Below are 15,814 nucleotides of genomic sequence, written 5' to 3'. Positions count from 1 at the left end.
GGGGGCCATTCTGGGAGCCATTTGGGAGCCGACTTCGGAATGCGGCTCCCCTGGCGGCCACTCTTCGAGATCAGGAGCTGGTCGGCTCACGCCGCCCGACGGTCGGCTGCTCCCCATTGTCGGGCTCAGCGGGCGGCGGCACAGCATAGTCGTGGCCGCTGCCAGTCCAGCGCCCCACGACCCGCCAAACCTCGTAGTGCAGGAGCCACTCCGAGGCCCACGGCAGGATCGTGCGTGAAAGGAGCATGTCCTCCTTCCACTCCCCAGGCAGATGCAGGCACAGGTCGCCGCCTGCATAGACATGCGGCAAGGCGGTGGCACGCGGGTGCAGGGCCAGGGGCGGGTCGATGACCATCACGCGCGGTCGGTGTCGGTGCCGGTAGGTGATCCGTACCGTGTAGCGCCTGCTGGCGGGGGTGGGTTGGAGGAAGACCGTGCAGACGAGCTCACCGCTCCGCACCGTTCCCTTAGCCTCGGGAAGGACGGCCTTGATCGCGGCCAGTTGCCGACCGAGGTTAATTGCGCGGTGAGGAATGCTGGCCATAGAAGGTGTTCTTCAGCTTGCGGGGGCCAGCCGTGGTCGGGGAGAGCAGTCCGGTGGGGCCCATTCGGTTGTTGGTGGATGCACTCACGCGGGCGGCGTAGCGCTCGTAGGACCGGCGGACGGGGGCGGGGTCGAAGGACTTTGCGAGTCGCTCGAAGACTGCGTCCAGGCCCTTGGTCTCCATGCCGGCGAGTTCGCTCACGGTCGTGGCGATCTCGTCGTACCAGGCGTGAAAAGCCTTCCGGCGCTCGGGGTACTCGTTCCACTTGTCGGTGAAGTTCTCTGCCTTGTGCGCCGGGTTGGGCACCCACCACTGGCCGTCGCGTCTCTCGATGAAGGTCAGCATGTTGTCAAGCACGCTGCGCACGGCAGTGAACAGATCATCCTCGCCGCTGTACGCGTGTCCGGCGAGCGTGGTGATGAGGATCGACGGCGGCCGGTTGTCGATGTCCTCCGCGAACATGATCATGCAGTGCCACTTGAGGATCTGCACGACGCGTTGCAGCGGACTGCGAACTGGCCAGGTGGGAACGTCCGCGACGTTGGCGTGTCGCTTCTCCAGAATCTGGCGGGACAGCTCCGATCGTCGCCGGAACCAGTCCGCGTATCCGATGGGGTTACTGCGCTGCCACTGCCAGAGATCCTTGTCCGTCAGGCGGATGCCGGTGGGCGGGCGGTCCTCGTCCGGGATGGCGGGCAGGACATCGAGGTGGAACCCCGGATATCCCAGGGTCCAGCAGCGGCGGCGAGACTCGATAGATTCCGGGCCGTCGGTGTGGCCTCGGTCCTGCTTCCACTTAAGGTAGGCAGTCAGCTGATCGCCGACCCGCTGCTTGAGCCGCTCTTGCGTAGTGCTCTCCGGGCGCAAGGGCAGGCGGCAGACCAAGTCGATGTCGTACTCGCCACCGGGTGTGCCTGGGCGCACCACGGTGCCCAGGCGGAAGGAACCCTGGGGATAAATCTGCCACCCCGGGCTGCCGTTCTCGGCAAGCCAGGTGCCGACCTCCTCGTAGCGTTCAACAGCGTTGTCATGCAGTTCGGGGGAGATGTCGAGCACCTCCACCGCGCCGTCGAGCAGCATCGACAGCATCTCATCGAGCGAGTCCACGTCATTCCTCACGTGCGGGGTAGAAGGGCGCGAACACCGGAGCGCGGTGATCGCAGAACATGCGATGGACGGTGGGCGAAGCGTCGCGGCTGACATGGCCGGCGAGCCCATAGAGGGTCTCGGTGTCGACCTTGTCCAGCGCGACGGCGCCGGTCGGTACCGTCGGATTGAGGCGGAGCACGTTGGCCTTCCCGACGAAGTGCTTCACCTGTTTGGCGGCGCTCTCGCTCTGTGCCCGCATAAGCACCTCCACGGCGTCGCGAGCCCATGGGAGCATGCCGCCACGGTCCAAACGGCGATGGCGGCTGCGGACGTCGATCGTGGTCCCCAGGCTGAACACCCGGATCGCCTTGAGCGGAACCGAGAGCGGCCCCACCGCCTCGGTGAGCGCGACCATGGTCGGGTTGTTCGCCCACACGCCGCCGTCGATGAGGCGCGCTCCGTCCAACGGCATCCCGGGCAGGTAGGTCGGCGCCGCAGAGGTGGCGAGTGCGACGTTCACAGCCTTCTCGCGCCAGTCCCGCTTCAGGGTGGGCAGATGCGGGGTTCGGAAAAGGTAAACGTCATCGGCGGCGACGTTGTACGAGGTGATCACGAGTCGTTTGGTGCTCTCCCCGAAGGTTCGGTCACCGAACACCTCGGTGAGCGCTGCCTTCAAAGGCTCGGAGTCGTACTTCGCCCGCACCAGGTGCCGGATACCGCGCATCCGGCTGCGATCCCGGAAGATCCGCGGGCCGTGCTCGGTGTAGAAGGTGAGGATCTCCCGGGGCGACAGCCCGAGGCCGAGACCCAGCGCGATGATGCCACCCGTAGAGGTGCCCGCGATCAGGTCGAAGTGATCGACGATCCGGGTGCCGAGATCTTCCTCCAAGCGGGTCAGGACCGCTGCGGAGAACATGCCGCGAAATCCGCCGCCGTCCAAGGCCAAGATCTGGAAACGCTCTGTCAGTTCAACCGCCCCCGGCACCACGGCTCCCAGAAGATCCGGCCCGCCGAGCCGGATCTTCACTTTCGAGAGTACTTAATATCACAGCAAGACTTTCCGCGCGGCCTTCTACACTCAGATCGTAGTGCTTATGCCGGTGGCGCCCCCTGGGGCGTGTGTGGCTTCCGCGATCCGCCAAGATGTGGGGGCCGAGATCAAGCAAGGACAGGCAAGGGGAGAGATGAGCACGCAGGCGTTCGAGCGCACTCGACTTCGAACAGCCCGCGAGCTGGCCGGGTTGACCCAGGCACAGCTGGCCAGAGAGGCTGGCCTCACACCTGCCGCGATCAGTCAGTTCGAGAGCGGGGCGGCGCGCCCGAGCCCAGAGTCTGTCGGCACTCTGGCCGAGATCCTCGCGGTACCCCCCGCGTTTTTCCACGAGGCGATGACCGAGAGCCACGAGGGCTTCTTCCGGTCGCTGCGCCGAACATCGGTGGTTGACCGCCGCCGCGCCCGAGCGATCGCTCATGTCGCACACGACTTGGCCGTCCGGGCCTCAGCCGCGCAGCGGTTCTGCGCAAGCGACGTACCCGTGATCCCCGTGAGCGGGCTGGACGTCCCTGCAGCCGAGATCGAGCAGACCGCCGCCCGCGTCAGGTCCCTATGGGAGCTTCCCTCGGGCCCAGTCGGGAATGTCGTTGAGCTACTGGAAGCACACGGGGTCGCCGTGATCCGTCTTCCCCTCGACAGCGCAGACGTCGATGCCTTCTCTCTACCCTTCGCCGACCACCCTGTCGTCGTTCTGGGCACCGACAAGGACGACCGTGCCCGATCCCGGTTCGATGCCGCACACGAACTCGCCCATCTCGTACTGCATGGTGAGCAGATCTGGGGCGTCAAAGAGGTCGAGACGCAGGCCCACCAGTTCGCGGCAGCCTTCCTCATGCCCGCCGAGGACATCTACGACCAGCTGCCGACCACGGTTGAGTGGTCAACCCTGTTCGAACTGAAGCGGCGTTGGCAGGTGTCTTTGGCTGCCCTGCTGATGCGTGCACGGACGCTGGGCCGCATGAGTGAGAGCACGTACTTGACGGCAATCAAGGCTGCATCCGCCAGAGGGTGGCGACGTATCGAACCCGTTCCCCTAGGCCGGCCGGAACAGCCAGCAGGGCTTTTGCGGTACCTCGCCTCCCCTGAAAGCGGCGCTGCACGTGCCGTTCTGCCGCCGCGGATCGTGGAGAGTATCGAGGTCGCGTCAGCGGCATAGCGCTCCGTGAGCCACGAGCCGACGAACGGTATGGCTCCCCGCATTCGCAGCGTGCCCCGCAGGCATGCTGCGGGGCAACGTAGAGCTACCGAAGGGCGAACGCGCGAGCGCGTAGGAGATCGTTGAGCGCCCGTACCGGCGACGTCGGACACACCGCCAGTCGCGCGTCGAGCGTGGCCTCCCACTGTTCGGTCAGGCCAGCCATGAGGCGGCGGCGCATGCCGGGGGTGACGTGGGCGTAGCGCGCCGAGACCGAGCCGTCGATGTGGCCCATGCGTTCGTCCATGAGCACCTTCTCGGTTCCCAGGTCCTCCATCATCGTCCGGTGGGTGTGGCGGAGGCCGTGGGGCGTGAGTCCCTTGGCTACCGGGAGCCAGCAGGCGTCGGCCCGGTCGCTGGCACCCCGCCCTCGTGCCGGGACGCCGGGCCAAGGCTCGCCGAGCAAGGGCACCGGCCGTGGCTCCTGCGGCGCCTTCTTCGGGTACCAGCCGGAGACCGCCGGCGTGAACAGCCAGGTCGCGAAACCGTTCCTGCGCCAGTGGACGGCATGCTCCGACAGGACGCCGCCCCGCACGAAACCGAGATCCGTGATGGCTTGCTCGACCTTCTCTCGCGTGGCCTCGGTGACGCGTTCGGGGTGGTTGAGCACGTTGGACACCGTGCCGGTCGAGACGTCGGCACGACGGGCGACGTCGACGAGCTTCGCGCCCTGGTGGCCACCGGTACGCGCCGCGCCCTGCCCTCGGAAGACGTAGGTCTTGCCGTGGCAGGGGCACGGCACGGGCTTCGTGCGGGCGACGTGGTTGGCGACCAGCGCGGACAGCCAGTCCATCGAGTCGATGGTGCGGTAGCTGTCGTCCTTGGGTGGGCAGCGCACCAGCTCCCCTGTGTCGAGTTCGTACAGCTGCCACTCGACGCGGACGGCTCCAGGGCGGACGAACGCGGTCTCCAGGCCGACGATCTCGCCCCAGCGCATTCCGGTGTATCCCTTGAGGACCACGGCGACGAACTCGTCGTCGCGGCCGGAGAGCAGGGCGGCGCGCTCGGCGATCAGCAGGATGCCGAGCGCGTCGGTGACCACCTTCTCCGGGCCACGGTCTCGGGAGCGGCCGGCGCGTTTGCCCCGTCCGCGCCGCCGGGCGGCTGGGTTGGACGTGATGAGGCCCTCGTCGATCGCGTCCTCGAGGATCAGGTGGAGCGTCGAGCGCCAGGTCTTGACGCTGGAGGCGGCATAGAGGGCCTTCTCCTTCTTCTCCCACAGGTCGACGTCCGTGCGCAGGATGCCGGCGAGCGCCTTGTCCTCGAACTCGGGGAGGAGGTGCTCCTCGATGTGGCGCTTGTAGTTCTGCATGGTGGAGGCGGCCAGGTCCTGGGCCTCGTACCAGCGGTTCGCGTACTCGCCGAAGGTCTCCTGGCCGAGGGCCGGGTCGCGCCAGTCGCCGCGACGGTACTTGTTTTCGGCCTCAGCCGCTGCCCGTTGGGCCTCGCCCTTGGTGGCGAACCGGATCGCCTTGCCGTTCTCGTCGACGACCGTGTTGTGCTTGCCGGGCGCGACCTTGTACCGGCCGCGCCAGTAGTTTCCACGCTTCTCCGCGAAACCCAAGTCCCGTTGTCTCCCTCTTCCTTGTCCTCGGTTACGGCAGATGCGATCGGTCACGCGACAGTGCCGTACTGCTGCTGTCGACGCGGCGGGCGGGCCCGCAGGCGGGTCGCCGGCGCAACGACAGGGCGGCGAGGTTGCCCGGAGCCGGTCTGCGCACCGGGCTCGGAGAGCGGCTCGGTCACCCGTGCGACTGCCTGCGCAGGCTGGGCCGGCCGCTCCTCGTAGAGGCGGATGATCTCGGCGAGGTGCTCGGCGGTGAAACGGTAGGCGCGGCCAACCCGGGTGTGCGGTATCAGGCGCCGTCGCGCTCGGTCCTTGACCCACCAGGCCGAGCAGCCGAGGGTGTCGGCGATTTCCTCAGGGCGGTAGAGGCGGGGCGGAGGGGCGTCAGACGGCCTGTGGGGCACGAGCGCGGGCGTGGATCGGTGCAAGGGGGCGGCTCCTGGTCGGGAGGTTGGGGAGGGCTGCGTGGGCAGCTCAGGCGGCACCCGGCCCCTGGAGGAGGGCGGCGGGTGACACCTGCAGGGCTGCGGCGATGGTGACGAGGTCGTCGATATCGCATCGCCGCTTGGCGAGTTCGATGCGGGACAGCATCGTGTTGGACATAGGACGGCCCAAAGCGGTAGACCGCGCGGCAAGTTGGCGCTGCCCAAGGCCGCATTCCGTGCGAAGTATTTCGATGGTGCGAGCAGCCAGCATTCCTGCGGGCCCTATTTCCAGAGATCGTGCTGCCATGGCTCCAGTTGTAGCGTGCATTCGCCGGTTTGGTTAACCGGCGATCGTCGGCTATGTTGCGCCGCGCTCAATCGGTGAGCGAGGCGATCGGGGTTCTGCGCAAGGCCGGATCCCCGAACGGGCCCCGACACCAGAGAGCCTCTCTGACGTGGGGTGTTGTGTTGTAGCTTCGTCGCTCGCGGGACGTCAACGGCTTGCCGATGTGATCCTTCTGGCTCGGGATGCGGGGCAACTATTTGGTCAACCGCCGATCGTGCCCTACCTTTTTCGCACCGCCCTCGCCGACTCGATTTCCAGCGGCATTTCTGCCGTGAGAGATTGCGCCGGATAGGGCTGGACTTGCGCGACCTGGGTGTGGCTATGTTGACGACACCCCGGAAAGCGCGAGCGGCCATCAACGCTCCCGCGTCAACGGCCAGACATCCCCGCCCTTCACGCCCGACCCGCCCCGACCGACGGTGAACCGTGGGCACCCAGCCCACCGGCCACCGAGTGAGGACCGCCCCTCTTGGCACGAATCCGCACCATCAAACCGGAAGCCTTCGTCTCCGAGTCTCTGGCCGCCGTCTCCCTGACCGCCGAGCGCACCTTCTTCGGCCTGCTCACCCAGGCTGACGACCAGGGGCGCCACCGCGACCACGCCGCGATCATCGCCGGGCAGCTGTGGGTCCTGCGCCCGGAACACACGCCTGGCGCTGTCGAGCTGGACCTCGCCCAGCTCGCCGACGCCGGGCTGATATGCCGCTACAAGGACCCGGGCGACAAGCGCTACCTGCACATCGTCACCTGGCGACAGCATCAGAAGATCAACCGCCCCAGCGCGAGCCGTCTTCCCGCCTGCCCGCACCACGACACGCAGGCTCGCACCGCGCCCGGCGTCGAGGCGCCAACTGCGGGAGTGGGCGTCACGGAGCCCGCACCGCAGCCTCACGGAGCCCTCCGTGAGGGCTCCGGACGAATACGCGAGCCTGCAGTGAATCCGGTCGCCGATGACGAAACAGCAGGTCAGGGCGATTTCAGCGGGCCCTCCGTGAGACAGCGGGGAGAGCTCAGTGAGGGAGCGGTGACACCTCAGCGTCCGGATCTAGGACCTAGGATCATGGATCTAGGAAATACCCCTTCGGGGGGCGCGAGCGCCCCCGCACCCCACGCCGTCTCGGCCAACCAGCTCATCGCCGAGTACGCCGCCGCTTGCACACACCGTCCGCCCAAGGACGTCCTGGGCCATCTCGCTCGCGAAGTGCGCAAGCTGCTCGGCGAAGGCATCGCCCCCGCCCACATCCGGGCCGGCCTAGAACGGCACCGCGCCAAGGGCCTGCACCCCCGCACTCTGCCGAGCCTCGTGCACGAGGCCATGAACGCGGCCCCGGCCGCGCCGGTTGTCCACAGGGCGTGGACAAACCCCGCCGACGTCGAAGCCGCCTACGGAGGTGACCTCTGACCGCCACACTCACCCGCCAGCCCCACCGAGTCGGCCCGCTCGCCGAGCGGCTCAACGGCATCCTTGCCAGTCGCGGCATCGACCTCGCCACCGCCGCCGTCGAGGACGGGCACGTCGAGCCCGTCACCGCGCTGGAACTCGCCGACGCCAGGATCCCCGCCCGCTACCGCCGAGCCCTGGCCGACCACCCGACGGTCACCGCCTGGGCCGACGAGATCGCCCGCGCCGGACGCCCCGGCCCCGGCGGGCCGGGCATCGCCGAAGGCCCGTCGCTGCTGATCGCCGGCCCCACGGGCACGGGCAAGACGTACCAGGCGTACGGCGCCATCCGCACCCTGCTCGCCCGAGGGGTCCGTCTGCGCTGGGAAGCGACCACCACCGCCGACTTCCACGCGCGCCTGCGCCCCCGCGCCGGCCACGACGCCGAACGTGACCTACAGACCCTGGCGCGCTGCCCGCTGCTGTTCCTGGACGACCTCGGCGCGGCCAAGACCAGCGAATGGACCGAGGAGCTGACCTACCGGCTCATCAACCACCGGTACGAACACATGCTCCCAACCCTCATCACCACCAACCTTCCGATGGAGCAACTGCGCGTCACCCTCGGTGACCGCGTGGCCTCTCGCCTCGCCGAGATGACGAAGCGCGTCATCCTCGACGGCTCCGACCGACGACGCCGCACAGCGCCCGCCGCCTGACTGGCCGCCTCAGCGCCCTCTCCTGGCCGGCCCCGCCGCATCACCAGCGCTCACACCAGCCCTGCCCGCGCCAGCCACTCGCGTAGGCGGTTGCTCAGCGCTCCGTCGATTCGCCCTTCGCCCTCAATCCCCGACGCCTTGGAGCCCCCTCCTGCCTCCTCTCAGCCCCGTCCCCCTCGCCATACGGATCAGCGGCACGCCGCTCCTCCCTGACTGGGACACCTCCCCGGTGATGACCGTGGCGCTCCTCATCCCGCCCGTGCTGCTCGGCCTGCTCGCCGGGTGGCTGATCCACCAGCAGCGCCGCCGGCGGCTTCACACCAACCGCTGGCGCGGCACTGTCGCGGTGCCGGTCGCGGCCGTGGCCGCGCTCGGCTGCACCGCGTACAGCGCGGACACCAGCTGGCGGTTCGCCGCCGACTACCTCGACATGGGCGGCACCGCCGAGCGCGTCGCGATGTTCGCCGCCGCCGAGCTGGCCCTGTTCGCCACCGCCCTGATGGCCCGGCAGAACCTCAACGGCCCGAAGCAGGCACCCGGCCTGCCCGGCACCCTCACCTGGGTCATCACCGCAGTCCAGGTTCTGCCCGCCTACGCCGAGTCCGGGCTGGTCGGCGGCACCGTGCGAGCCTTCGTCGGCCCCGTCATGGCCGCGATGCTGTGGCACCTAGCCATGGGCATCGAGCTGCGCCACCGCGCCCCCGACGCCGCCTCACGCGGCCTGGCCGCCGTCCTCGTCCGCCAGGCACGCGAACGCCTCCTGGCCCGGCTCGGCATCGCCGACCAGGACGCCGATGCCGCCCGGCTCATCCGCGAGCGCGCGCTGAGCGAAGCCGTCGCCCTGATCCTGCGCGCCGAGTCGATGACCGACCGACAGCGCGGAAGGCGGCGGGAACGGCGTCTGACGGAACGCCTGCACGAGGCGCTGGAGCGGGCCGGTGTCGACGGGGATCCGCGCCAGGACGAGCTACTGCTGCGCAAGCTCGCCACCCGCAAGCAGGCTCCCAGCCTCGCCTCCATCACGCTGCCGCCGCGCTGGCAGATTCCGGCCTCGTCCCCCGCCCGTGAGTCCGGGCACAGCCGCCCGCGCTCCGGCCGCCCGGAAGCCCTGCCGCGGGCAGAGGACGCTGCCCGCCCGCACCCATCAGATCCGGGTGACGAGGAGGTGCCTCCGGCTGCCCGCCCGCAGCCTGCCCGCCCGGTGCCCGGGCTGCCCACACGGGCAGAAGCCGAAGGCAGCCCGGCGCCGACGGGCACCAGCGCGGGCAACGTGTCGGGCAAGCGTGATCGGAAGGCAGCTGCCCGGAAGAACGGCGACGCCGGCAAAGCCCGCGCCTCTGACGAGGACATCCTCAAACACGCTCGCCGCATCTACGAGGAGACCGGCAGCGTCGGCCGCGACCGGGTCGAGGACGCCCTGCGCACCGTCGGCTACACCGTCTCCAGCGACGGCGTCGGACGAGTCGTCCGCGAGTTCAAGGCCCAGCTCAAAGCAGCAGCCGGTACTCCGTCCCGCTGATCCCCGCAGCACCAGCACTCCCAACCAGACCCCGACCGAAGGGCCCCATGCACACCCCGCACCACGATGACCCCACGTCCCGCGAGGAATCCCTGCCGACCACCCCCGCCCCGTCGGGAGCGAGGAATCCCTGCCGACCACCCCCGCCCCGTCGGGAGCAAGTTGGTGCAGGAGCATTGCTCCCGTCGGGAGCAATGCTCCTGCCTCTCCCGCGTCGGCAGCGGCGGGAGTGGATCGGCACCGGGAGGCGCCGACCCGTCAGGATGCGACCGAGGGCGGATCGCATCCTGAATGGGAAGAACCGCGTCCCTGTCACAGCACCAACTGCGCTCACGCTGCCCCGCCGACGCCCCGTGTGCACCAACGTGAACGTCTGCGTGATGAGAAGAAGCGTATGCACCAGCCCAGCTGCCGCATGAACGACGACGAGTACCAACTCCTCCTCCGGGCAGCCGCCGTGTGCCACATGAGCGTGGCCGGGTTCCTTGCCCGCTCGGCTCTCAACGCTGCCCGCGACCTCGACCGCACCGCCGCGGACATCGCGGGCGAGAAAGAGATGCTGCAGGAGCTGTTCGCGCTGCGGCGACACCTCGGGCAGATCGGCAACAACCTCAACCAGGTGGCCAAAGCCCTGAACTCCGGAGCCGACGCCCCGCAGGCCGAGGCGGTCCTCGCCGCCGTCCAGCGCGCCGCCAAGCGCGTCGACGCCTTCACCCAGCAGCACCTGGACCACCGGACGGCTGCGTGATCCCGCGCGTCCACGCCAGGGGCACGCGCACCATCGGCCTGCTCCACTACCTGTACGGGCCCGGCACGCATGAGGAGCACGTCGACCCGCACCTGGTGGCAGCCTGGGACGGCCTTGCCCCCGATCCCGGCCGAGACCCCGGCGCCACGTACGGCGATCTCCAGCGGCTGCTCGACCAGCCGGTCATGGCCCTGCCCGAGAGCCGGCGGCCCGCCGAGCACGTGTGGCACCTGTCGGTACGCGCCGCCCCCGAAGACCCGATCCTGTCGGACGAGCAGTGGGGCAAGATAGCCCGCAGGATGATCGCCGCAACCGGTATCGCCCCCGCCGACGACGACGCCGCCTGCCGCTGGGCGGCCGTCCGGCACGCCGACGACCACATCCACATCATCGCCACCATCGTCCGCGAGGACGGCCGCCAGGCCCGCCTCCGCCAGGACGGCAAACGCTCCCAGGCCGAAGCCCGCAAGATCGAGATCGACTACGGGCTGCGCCGCCTCCACACCGGCGACGGCACCGCCGCCCAGCGGCCCACCAGCGCCGAACGCCACAAAGCCCAACGGGAAGGCCGCGAGCGCACCGCGCGGGAGGAGCTGCGGGAGACCGTGCGCCGCGCCGTTGCTGGCGCGGCCTCCACGGAGGAGTTCTTCGACCGCCTGGCCGCCGCCGGCCTGCTCATCCGCAAGCGGGTCGCGCCCTCCGGCGACCTGCTCGGATACAAGGTCGCGCTGCCCGATGACCGTAACGGCGAGAAGGAGCCAGTGTTCTACGCGGGCTCCACGCTCGCCCCCGATCTGTCCCTGCCCCGCATCCGCGAACGCTGGACGCTTCCCGCGGAGCCCGCTTCGGCGGACGGCTCCGGGCCGGAGCAGCCCGCCCTGCCGGACGTGACGGGCCCCGCGTTCGCGCGGCGCCGGGCCACCGCCGCTACCTGGCAGGCGTTGTTGATCATCGACCACGGTGACGACGCCGCGGCAGCGGCCCAGATCGCCGCTGCGGGTGAGGTCCTGGATGCGCTGGCCAAGACCTCAGCAGCCCATACCCGCAAGGAGCTGCGCGAGGCGGCGTTCGTGTTCGAGCGGGCCAGCCGCTCCCACGTGAAGGCTGTACGCGGGCACGACCGCTCCCTGCGCCAGGCCGCTCGCGACCTCGTCCACAGCGGGCCCGCCCTGGGCCGAGGGGAAGACGGCGCCACCACCGCCATGCTCATCGACATGGCCTTCTTCCTCGCCATCGCCGCGGCGAACTGGCACGCGAAGAGAGAGCACGCGCAGCAGGCCGCCGCAGCCCAACAGGCAGCCGAACACCTTCGGGCAGCCTACGAAACCGCCGCAGCCCAGCCCATGGCCACCCTCCGACAGCGAGGCCAGCGTCTGACTCCCCGTGTTCGACAGCGGCAAACCGAGCTTCTCCAGCAAGTCCTGCCGGATCTGGCCGAACGCATCCGTGCCGAGGCCGGCTGGGCCGCCTTGGCCGCCACCCTCGACGACGTCCGGAAGGCCGGCCATGACCCGGCGGTTCTGCTGACCGACGCCGCCCGACGACGCGAACTCGATACCGCCGAATCGATCAGCGACGTCCTGGTGTGGCGCCTGCGTCGCAGCGCCCACCTGCTGGCCCTACCCGCAAGCCCCGACGGAACGGCCACCCCAGGCACTCGGCTCACCGCACCCCCGGCGCCCGCAACGCGACCGGCCAACAGCGCCATAACCGACCCCATCCGTCGGCGCTGACCAGCGAAAAGCGGGCGCAACATAGCCGACGATCGGCGGTTGGGCAAACCGCCGATTCTCCGGATTATTGATGTCCCACCCACCCCACTCCTGTGGGGAGCACCCGTATGCCCAAGACCCAAGCCCGACCCGAGATCGTCGTCCTGCTCTGCGACGCGGACATCAAGCGCAAGCGTGAAACCAACACGTGGAACCACCTCGACGGGTGCCCGTTCAGCAAGTAGGAGCGGAGCCTCGTCCTCAGGGCCACTCTCGTCGAGTTCGAAGAGATGGAGTCACAGCTCAAGCGATACCGGGAGTACCGGCGCACGATGGACGAAGCACCGGATGCTCTGCAGCGCTTCCTCGCCCCGTTCATGGAGCGGCTCGCCGAGAAGAACCTCGGCAACGCCGTCGAGCTCATGAACGAGGAGAACGAGCCGAGTTCGACCGCCTCCTCGGCCTCTCATCGTCGCACCGGTCCGTTCCTTCGCTCCGCATGCCTTCTGACCCTGGGCCCCGCGCCGCCGCGTGCCCAACGTGCTGGTGACCGGCTCCCAAGACAGAGCCGGCATGTGACACAGAGGCGTGCGCGTTCCGAGTCATAGCCGGTATGCATCGTCACGTAGAACGGAACACCGGGCGCAAGGGGTACGCTCCCAGCAACCCCAGACCGTGACGCCATGAAGACGCCGGCCAAGGCACCGCAGCACGAAGCCGGGCCTCCCCAAGGGGAGGCCCGGCTTCAATGCGTGGACGGCTCTCAGCTGGCTGGAGCGCGAAGGAGCCGGTCGCGTGTGCTCTCCGGCAGCACCCGGCGCAGCACCGGCGCACTGGAACTGAGGGAGCCGACGAATGCCGCGACGAGATCGTGCGGCACGCTGGCGCCGAAGGAAGCCGCCCGCAGGTAGCCGGCGCCAGACACCGGCTCGGCCCACGCCTGCCACCCAGTCAGAGCCGCCTCGTCCTCTTCGGCCACCAGCGCCAGTGGGTCGCCGTCCTGGATGAGGGGCGGCACCTCGCCAAGGCGGACGTGGGAGGAGAAGGTCGGATCGACCGCACCCGTGCCGACCTGGTCGACGTCACGCAGCCAACAGTGCGCCGTAATCGCGTCGAGGACCAGGTCGGGGCCCCGAGCGACAAAGCAGGCTGATCGCGGGCGTCGAGCGCGGTGAGGAAGGCGCCGAGGACCTCTCCGGGGACCTCGGGGGTGAAGTAGGCCGACCACTGGGCGAGCGGGCAGCGCAAGTCCGAACGAGCGGACACCTGCCAGGCGATCGGCAGGTTGCCCAAGTGAAACGGCTCGTCCGGCAAAACCCACTGCGCCCATCGCAGAGAGTCGGGGCTGACGTGCAGGACGGTACTGCGCAGGATCTGACGGTCCTCCGGCGCCTCGTCCGGCTCCTGGCGCCCGCGGACGATCGCCAGGCTCGTCCAGCCGAGGCCGGCGAGCGTATCGGCGACGGAGTCGTACAGGCGTCCGTCGTCACCGGCCAGGCACCGGGGACCGACCCAATACGCGGACGGGACGCTGGACGGGGCAGGCGTGCCGAACGGAAAGTCGGAATGCAGGTACGCCTCCAAGGGTTTGGTGATTTTGATACCGCCAGCGGCGCGCAAGGCTGGACGGGAGTGCCGGGCCGGCTGCGCCGCAGACTCGGGCGGCAGAGGGCAAGCTGTGTCACTTCGTCTTGCCATCAACTAGGCAGATGTCGAAGGCGCCCGGGGGCACCGAATCAAGCCTCTGGCTGTCACATCCGCCGGGAGGTTTCCAGCACGCGAGCGACTGCGGCGACGACGTCGGCTGGCGTCTCGGTGTCGAAGGACATCTGGTAGCCGCGCACTTTGGCCGTACCGGTGACGGCGATCTTCCAACCCTCGCCGTCGGTGCCAGGGCGCCCGAGGGGGAACCATCCAAGGTAGAAGCGACCGTCCTTCGAATTGACATGCACGTCCGCGCGGTCGTCCACGACCAAGTGGAAGTCGTCTGCGGAGAACTGATCCATCACGAGCATGGCCTGGCCCGGGCCGAGCAGCCACGCAGCCGCAGGGCCTCGACGGTGGTGGAGAATCCGGGACCTGGGGACGCCGCAGTCACAGGCAATCACCTCTTTGACCTGGTGCTTTGCGAGAAGGTCGTCCAGGTTCACATGCCGCTGCGGCGTTGGCCAGTCATTCGTAGATCTTTGCCGTCTGCCCCCGGTGAACTGCGATGCGGAGGGCGAGTGTGGGATCTCAGATGGCATGACCAAATCTCGTGGCCGATTGGCCACGGATCTGAGGCTTTCCGGCCACCCTGTTCGCGCGAGGGGATGAAGGCGAGGTGACGCAACCCTCTTCTGGACAGTCGCTCGGCAGTCCGGCTTCGCGGCTGCTCCCGCTGAACGCCTACCTCGATGCCAGGCTCCTGACCCATAAACACGTCGAGCTGGGCATCTTCACCACCACCGTCGCGCTGGTCCTCGCGGCGAACCTGACGGTCCGAGGGTCTGAAACCGCTCGGCGTACACCATAGAAATGGCGTCTGCCCGGCAGCCGGTCATGGGGGTGGCCCGCCGGCCGGAGTACCTCGACGCCTCCCGCCAGCGCCAGCCCGTTGTCTTGTGCCTACGATTCCGGGACCAACCCCGGCACCGTAGGCGAAGATCGGGGACATGAGCTTGTGGGGTATGGGACAGGAGACAGCCACCGCCGTCATGGGCGCCGGAGGAGCTGTGGTAGGCGCGGCCCTCACCGGGATGTTCACCGTTCGTGGTGCGCGACGGCAAGCTGAAGCCGCTGTCCAAGCCGGGCTCGCCCAGGCCGCCAGCGCCTACCTCGGCCCCCTCGACACGGCCCGCCGCGCGGCGCAGAGGGAAGCCTACGTACGGCTCATGACGGCAGCCCAGAACTACGCGACAGAGGTACACCCGGTCCTTCGGCTGGCCAGGGGGATGGACAGGGGGGCCGCGAACACAAACAGCCTCTCCCGCAGGGAGGCCATCCGCGAGGCCGAGGCGGAAGCGGACTTCCGGGATCGCATATCGGCGGTAAACAACCCGAACCCGGTATCGATGGCTGTCCAACACGTGGAGCTCGAAGGGCCCGCCGAGGTAGCTGAGGCCGCGCGGCAGGTGCGGGCCGCCGCCACCGGCCTCTTCCGCACGCTCCGGCGGGCGGGGCATAGCGAGCGCGTGGCCGGAGGAGGCGTCCCGCCGGACCCAGAGCGCTCCTGGACGCGTCATGCGGAGCTACTCACCGCGATCGAGCGGTTCACGCAGGCCGCGCAGGAGCACCTGAACCGCCGAGACCATCCACGAAGGGACGAGCGGCCCGGGCGGCGGGCACGGGTCCCCGCGTTCTTCATCCGGAGCAGCGCTCGTCGGACAACCGCGTGACCGCTCACGCATTGGATGCCGACACCTACTGGCCAGGCTGCACCTTCAAGATGTTGATGTCCGTGGCGGTGCCCTCGGCCTCCGGCGTCCTCTTGCGGTCCTACGCGCTGGGCAGGTCGTAGCTCACCGCCGGCGTG

At 69.1% G+C, this 15,814-nt stretch carries 13 protein-coding genes and 2 pseudogenes; 7 read left to right on the top strand and 8 right to left on the bottom strand.

Going from position 1 to position 15,814, the window contains the following annotated elements; genetic code table 11:
* Positions 1 to 70 precede the first annotated feature (70 nt).
* From ACIRGB_RS05965 to ACIRGB_RS05955, 3 genes are read right to left on the bottom strand one after another with little or no spacing between them, the layout of a single operon-like run.
* Positions 71 to 544, bottom strand: a complete 474-nt coding sequence (locus ACIRGB_RS05965) for a hypothetical protein (RefSeq protein WP_403859044.1) — start codon at positions 542 to 544, stop codon at positions 71 to 73.
* Entirely contained in the window at positions 516 to 1,652 is a 1,137-nt protein-coding gene (locus ACIRGB_RS05960; protein ID WP_234341937.1) for a nucleotidyltransferase, read from the bottom strand. The genes ACIRGB_RS05965 and ACIRGB_RS05960 overlap by 29 nt, the downstream gene beginning before the upstream one ends.
* A 1-nt stretch (position 1,653) precedes the next feature.
* Positions 1,654 to 2,661: a CBASS cGAMP-activated phospholipase gene (locus ACIRGB_RS05955; protein WP_403859042.1), complete on the bottom strand. Its 1,008-nt coding sequence runs from the start codon at positions 2,659 to 2,661 to the stop codon at positions 1,654 to 1,656.
* 157 nt (positions 2,662 to 2,818) lie between these two features.
* Here ACIRGB_RS05955 and ACIRGB_RS05950 point away from each other — a divergent pair, with 157 nt between their 5' ends.
* A complete protein-coding gene (locus ACIRGB_RS05950; protein WP_389828193.1) occupies positions 2,819 to 3,844 on the top strand; it encodes a helix-turn-helix domain-containing protein in 1,026 nt (341 codons plus the stop codon).
* An 85-nt stretch (positions 3,845 to 3,929) separates the two neighbouring features.
* Here ACIRGB_RS05950 and ACIRGB_RS05945 read toward each other — a convergent pair whose 3' ends face one another.
* The 3 genes from ACIRGB_RS05945 to ACIRGB_RS05935 are packed head-to-tail and all read right to left on the bottom strand — an operon-like array spanning position 3,930 to position 6,182.
* Positions 3,930 to 5,447 carry a LacI family DNA-binding transcriptional regulator gene (locus ACIRGB_RS05945; protein ID WP_403859040.1) on the bottom strand — a complete coding sequence of 506 codons (1,518 nt, stop codon included), beginning with the start codon at positions 5,445 to 5,447 and terminating at the stop codon, positions 3,930 to 3,932.
* A 50-nt stretch (positions 5,448 to 5,497) separates the two neighbouring features.
* Positions 5,498 to 5,878 (bottom strand): helix-turn-helix domain-containing protein, encoded by a 381-nt coding sequence (locus ACIRGB_RS05940; RefSeq protein WP_403859038.1) that lies wholly within the window; start codon positions 5,876 to 5,878, stop codon positions 5,498 to 5,500.
* A 46-nt stretch (positions 5,879 to 5,924) separates the two neighbouring features.
* On the bottom strand, positions 5,925 to 6,182 hold the full coding sequence (locus ACIRGB_RS05935) for a helix-turn-helix domain-containing protein (protein WP_403859036.1): 258 nt from the start codon (positions 6,180 to 6,182) through the stop codon (positions 5,925 to 5,927).
* 508 nt (positions 6,183 to 6,690) lie between these two features.
* On the opposite strand from ACIRGB_RS05935, the gene ACIRGB_RS05930 reads away from it, so the two are divergent.
* The 5 genes from ACIRGB_RS05930 (at position 6,691) to ACIRGB_RS05910 (ending at position 12,321) form a co-directional block, all read left to right on the top strand.
* Entirely contained in the window at positions 6,691 to 7,623 is a 933-nt protein-coding gene (locus ACIRGB_RS05930; protein ID WP_403859034.1) for a hypothetical protein, read from the top strand.
* The gene (locus ACIRGB_RS05925; protein ID WP_403859316.1) at positions 7,620 to 8,321 is read left to right on the top strand and encodes an ATP-binding protein; all 702 of its coding nucleotides are present in this window, start codon (positions 7,620 to 7,622) and stop codon (positions 8,319 to 8,321) included. Before ACIRGB_RS05930 ends, ACIRGB_RS05925 begins: the two co-directional genes overlap by 4 nt.
* 232 nt (positions 8,322 to 8,553) lie before the next feature.
* Positions 8,554 to 9,840, top strand: coding sequence for a hypothetical protein (locus ACIRGB_RS05920; protein ID WP_403859032.1), 1,287 nt, complete (start codon positions 8,554 to 8,556; stop codon positions 9,838 to 9,840).
* A gap of 394 nt (positions 9,841 to 10,234) precedes the next feature.
* The gene (locus tag ACIRGB_RS05915) at positions 10,235 to 10,588 is read left to right on the top strand and encodes a plasmid mobilization protein (protein WP_403859030.1); all 354 of its coding nucleotides are present in this window, start codon (positions 10,235 to 10,237) and stop codon (positions 10,586 to 10,588) included.
* Positions 10,585 to 12,321, top strand: a complete 1,737-nt coding sequence (locus ACIRGB_RS05910) for a relaxase/mobilization nuclease domain-containing protein (RefSeq protein ID WP_403859028.1) — start codon at positions 10,585 to 10,587, stop codon at positions 12,319 to 12,321. The genes ACIRGB_RS05915 and ACIRGB_RS05910 overlap by 4 nt, the downstream gene beginning before the upstream one ends.
* Before the next feature lie 742 nt (positions 12,322 to 13,063).
* Here the strand turns inward: ACIRGB_RS05910 and ACIRGB_RS05905 are convergent.
* Positions 13,064 to 13,884: pseudogene (locus ACIRGB_RS05905) on the bottom strand (DUF317 domain-containing protein).
* A gap of 167 nt (positions 13,885 to 14,051) precedes the next feature.
* Positions 14,052 to 14,398 (bottom strand): annotated as a pseudogene (locus tag ACIRGB_RS05900) (DUF317 domain-containing protein).
* Between the two features lie 571 nt (positions 14,399 to 14,969).
* On the opposite strand from ACIRGB_RS05900, the gene ACIRGB_RS05895 reads away from it, so the two are divergent.
* Positions 14,970 to 15,677, top strand: a complete 708-nt coding sequence (locus ACIRGB_RS05895; protein WP_403859026.1) for a hypothetical protein — start codon at positions 14,970 to 14,972, stop codon at positions 15,675 to 15,677.
* The last annotated feature ends 137 nt before the right edge of the window (positions 15,678 to 15,814 follow it).

It is taken from the genome of Streptomyces sp. NPDC102490, assembly GCF_044765285.1.
GTDB lineage: Bacteria > Actinomycetota > Actinomycetes > Streptomycetales > Streptomycetaceae > Streptomyces.
This window is presented reverse-complemented; position numbering and strand designations above follow the sequence as displayed.